This window comes from Peribacillus sp. P4_C12, assembly GCF_056402095.1.
The window spans coordinates 1-4,012 of record NZ_JBFUIB010000350.1; the positions used below are offsets into that span (position 1 = coordinate 1).

Sequence of the window (4,012 nt, forward strand, 5' to 3'; positions counted from 1 at the left end):
TAATAATATTATGGCAATGTTATTCGCTAACAAATACGGCTTTAAAAAGACACTTGGATTTTGTTTAGGAGTAGGTGCAGGTTTCTTTGTAATCATGATATTGTCCAGTTATTTTAATCTTTTGCTTAAAAATTTCATTCCGAAAATTGAATTTATTATGACGTTCCTAGCTGCAATCTATATGTTGTATCTGGCTATCAAAATAATAAGTAGTAAAAATAATACTAAAGACGATGATGGGGATAAAAATAACCGTTTTCTTTCAGCTATGCTTTTACAATTCGTAAATCCGAAAGGTATTTTATATGGCATAACAGCAGTATCAACCTTTATCATTCCATATCATACTTCAAATTTCAGCTTACTATTTTTTTCATTTTTTCTAGCTTTTGTTGGTTTTCTTAGTACTATGAGCTGGAGTGTGTTTGGTTCGCTGTTTCAAAGGTTCCTAAAAAAGTATAGAAGTCAGTTTAATCTAATTATGGCTTTGTTATTAGTGTATAGTGCAATTTCGATTCTTGTAGAATAAAACAGGTCATATAATAGGTTATATTTACTAAGGTGAAATGAGTTTGTAATGACTAAAAAGATTTCTTACAATTGTTCTTATAATATGAAGTGAATTGACAAACAGGAAAGTAAACCAAGTGCCCATTATCATTTTTGGATATTTAGGCAGCTCTTCAAAAAACCAAAAGAATCGTAGTTTGCTAAATCAAAATAATAAAAGTCCCTATCTATGTAGATAGGGACTTTTTGTGGATTTTGAATAAAGTTTGATAAAAATCCTGTTGGATATGTACAGGATTTTTACTTCTTCAACTTAAGGGGCAGAAGAGTGCGGGCCTGTTGTTTTTTGAATAATCAGGTTTGTTTTTCAGTAATAAAAGATTTTACGGTTGGTGGTTCATATGTATTAAATTGATCAAGTAGGCCATTTGGTTCTACATCTACCAGCGCCATAGAACGGTATTTTTCATGCAGGAACTGTTCATCTGACATATGATTAAATAAAGCAACAAGAGGATCATAATAATGATTAATATTTAACAGTCCACAAGGTTTATGATGAAGTCCTAACTGAGCCCAGGTAAAAATCTCAAAGAACTCTTCTAATGTTCCTGGCCCACCTGGCAAGGCTATAAAACCATCGGCAAGTTCTGCCATTTTTGCTTTTCTTTCATGCATGGAGTCCACTACAATTAGTTCGGTTAAGTTCTTATGGGAGATTTCTCTTTTTTCTAGAAAACTAGGCATTACTCCAATTACTTTTCCACCAGCTTCCAAAACGGAATCTGCAACTGCCCCCATAATTCCTACACATGCTCCCCCATATACCAGTGTAATATGACGTTTAGCCAGTTCTTTACCCAGTTTTTTTGCAGCTTCTAAATAGACATTAGATGCTCCTTTACTTGATCCACAAAATACAGCTAGAGTCTTCAATTAATATCACATCCTATTAAGTAGTCTTCCTTACTTATCATACAGAAATATGGGAATTTTGTTAAACTTAAATTATTAAAATGGAAGGTGGATTAATATGAACGTAACTGAATTTCAACAATGGGTAAGAGATTATTATGAAGCAAGGGGCTGGTCTGAATTAGACATTTTTATTCGAATTGGCTTTTTAGCAGAAGAAACTGGCGAGGTCGCACGGGCTATTCGCTCACTTGAGATTGGCAGGGATAGACCAGATGAAGTAAGTGGTTCGTTTGAGGAGAATAAACAGGAGTTAACCGAAGCATTAGGAGATGTGTTAGGTAATTTAATTGTGATTGCGAACAAGTACAACATCCCTTTAGAAGAAGTGTTTAATGCCCATAAAAAGAAACTATCTGAACGCTATTCTAATGCGAATAGCGTATAGAATCATAATTAAGTAACCTGATAAAGTTAAGCAGTTGAACCAGTAAGAGGAATCATATAGTACCTTGAAGAATTTATATAGGAATATAAATAAAGTAGAGGTGATTAAATGCAAATTTTATTGATTCGTCACGGTGAATCAGAAGATGACTTTTTAGAGAAGGATTACACAGGTTCTACTGATTTACCATTAACAAGTAAAGGTCTCATTCAAGTTAAGAAAATGTCTAATCGTGTGTTAAACGAGTTTCCACCAGATTTTATTTGGAGTAGTACTTTGAAAAGAGCTAGTAAAGCAGCTGAGATTCTATCCAATACTATCGGTTGCCCAGTGGAATACTTAGATGACCTTATAGAAAAGCAAGAAACTGAGAGTAAACTAGAATTTAAGGTTCGTGGTGAACAAATTTTTTCTTTTATTAAAGAAAACAGTAAAGAGTTCAATAGAATTGCTATCATTTCACACGGTGGAATGATAACTAAAATTATTGAAAGTTTTCTGCAATTACCAACAGTTAATAATAATGTATGGTTTAATTCTGATAATACAGGAATTCATCTCCTTGAATATATTAGGAACGTGCAACTTATCCGATTTACTAATAGTACATCTCACTTAAATTAATATAGCTAGAAGGGCAGATTGGTGGAGGTAGGGGTTAATGCTAGAAATAGGTCAAATGTGAAATGAAAAAAAGGAGGGGCAAAAATGACTATCTATATCGCCTTTCTGCGAGGGATTAACGTAGGTGGACACAATAAGATAAAGATGCAAGAATTAAGGAACTTATTAACAAATATGGGGTTAGATAAAGTTAATACTTATATTCAAAGTGGAAATATTGTATTTCAGTCTGAGGAAAATGCAGAACAATTACAACATCAAATTGAGCAAGAGATTAGAAATTATTTTGGTTTTTCAGTAACCGTTATCTTGAGAACGGTTACTGAGTTGGAACAGATTATTAACAATTGTCCATACCCAGTTAACTTGTTATTGGAAGGTGAGAGTGTGCACCTTTCTCTCTTGGCAAAAGAGCCTTCAATGGAAGGTATAAATCATTTACTCGACTTTAAAAGTGAAATGGAAGAATGTTATATAAAGGGTAAAGAAGTTTATCTATATTTACGTCAAGGTGTTCGAAATTCCAAGCTTTCTTCACAGCTTCAAAAGTTAGGTGTTCCAGCCACAGCACGTAATTGGAAAACGATCAAAAAGCTTGAAACCATGGTAAAAGCGATGCAATGAGTAGTTTGAAGAAATTCAGATAAAATAAGTTATTCAACAAACCAGTGCTTTACTAACAGGGGGGCTACTGCAACCTTTTTCTAATTGAGCTAGAGGGGAAGTTAAGTTCAATAAGGATGATTTTGGTGAAGTGTAGTTAGCTAATAATTAAAAGGGGGGGGACGACAATACTTGGCATTACGAGTTTTGGACTTTTTTTATTAATAGCATTCCTGATGAATATAACTCCTGGAACCGATACTATGTATATAGTAAGTAAAAGTGTATCGCAAGGAAGAAAAGCAGGGATATACTCTGTACTGGGTATCTCTACTGGTTCATTAGTTCATACTTTCTTAGCAGCTGTTGGTTTATCGGTTATTTTAACAACATCGGTTGTATTATTTACTGCTATTAAAATAATAGGGGCAGCTTACTTAGTATATCTTGGAGTGAAGATGTTATTTCAATCCTCATCAAATATGAAGCTTTCTGCTACAAAAGATTTATCTATAAAAAAGATATATATGCAAGGTTTTATCACAAACGTTGCTAATCCGAAAGTTGCCTTGTTTTTTATTTCTTTTCTGCCTCAATTTATTGCAACAGATAATTCCTATGGTCCTTTTCCTTTTATCATTTTAGGTCTTTCATTTGTTATGACGGGAACTTTTTGGTGTTTAATAGTCGTTAATTTTTCTTCATATGTAACTAAAAAGTTAAGGAATAATTCTAAAATTGAATATTTATTAAATAAATTAACGGGTATCATTTTTATTGGATTAGGAATAAAGCTATTTCAAACAAAAGCACCTTAAATTAAAGCTATTCAACTAGGGTGATTTTTTTCAGTATTAGGAGCTGATCAGCAGCTCCTTTTCTTATGGATTAAAGGGAAGTATAGGTTGAAGA

The 4,012-nt window shown here is 33.1% G+C and carries 6 protein-coding genes; 5 read left to right on the plus strand and 1 reads right to left on the minus strand.

Annotation, left to right across the window (positions count from 1 at the left end; genetic code table 11):
• A partial coding sequence (locus AC1DUW_RS22635) for a LysE family transporter (protein ID WP_477643522.1) occupies positions 1-529 on the plus strand: 529 nt, incomplete at its 5' end.
• Positions 530-864: 335 nt separating this feature from the next.
• Here the strand turns inward: AC1DUW_RS22635 and AC1DUW_RS22640 are convergent.
• A complete protein-coding gene (locus AC1DUW_RS22640; protein WP_053347627.1) occupies positions 865-1,446 on the minus strand; it encodes an LOG family protein in 582 nt (193 codons plus the stop codon).
• Between the two features lie 97 nt (positions 1,447-1,543).
• Here AC1DUW_RS22640 and AC1DUW_RS22645 point away from each other — a divergent pair, with 97 nt between their 5' ends.
• The 4 genes from AC1DUW_RS22645 to AC1DUW_RS22660 all read left to right on the plus strand — a co-directional run bounded on the left by AC1DUW_RS22645 (position 1,544) and on the right by AC1DUW_RS22660 (position 3,918).
• Positions 1,544-1,873, plus strand: a complete 330-nt coding sequence (locus AC1DUW_RS22645) for a MazG nucleotide pyrophosphohydrolase domain-containing protein (protein WP_477643523.1) — start codon at positions 1,544-1,546, stop codon at positions 1,871-1,873.
• Positions 1,874-1,981: 108 nt separating this feature from the next.
• The gene (locus AC1DUW_RS22650) at positions 1,982-2,497 is read left to right on the plus strand and encodes a histidine phosphatase family protein (RefSeq protein ID WP_053347625.1); all 516 of its coding nucleotides are present in this window, start codon (positions 1,982-1,984) and stop codon (positions 2,495-2,497) included.
• Positions 2,498-2,581: 84 nt separating this feature from the next.
• Positions 2,582-3,121: a DUF1697 domain-containing protein gene (locus AC1DUW_RS22655; protein ID WP_053347624.1), complete on the plus strand. Its 540-nt coding sequence runs from the start codon at positions 2,582-2,584 to the stop codon at positions 3,119-3,121.
• Positions 3,122-3,288: 167 nt separating this feature from the next.
• Positions 3,289-3,918 (plus strand): LysE family translocator, encoded by a 630-nt coding sequence (locus tag AC1DUW_RS22660; protein ID WP_053347623.1) that lies wholly within the window; start codon positions 3,289-3,291, stop codon positions 3,916-3,918.
• Positions 3,919-4,012: the final 94 nt, after the last annotated feature.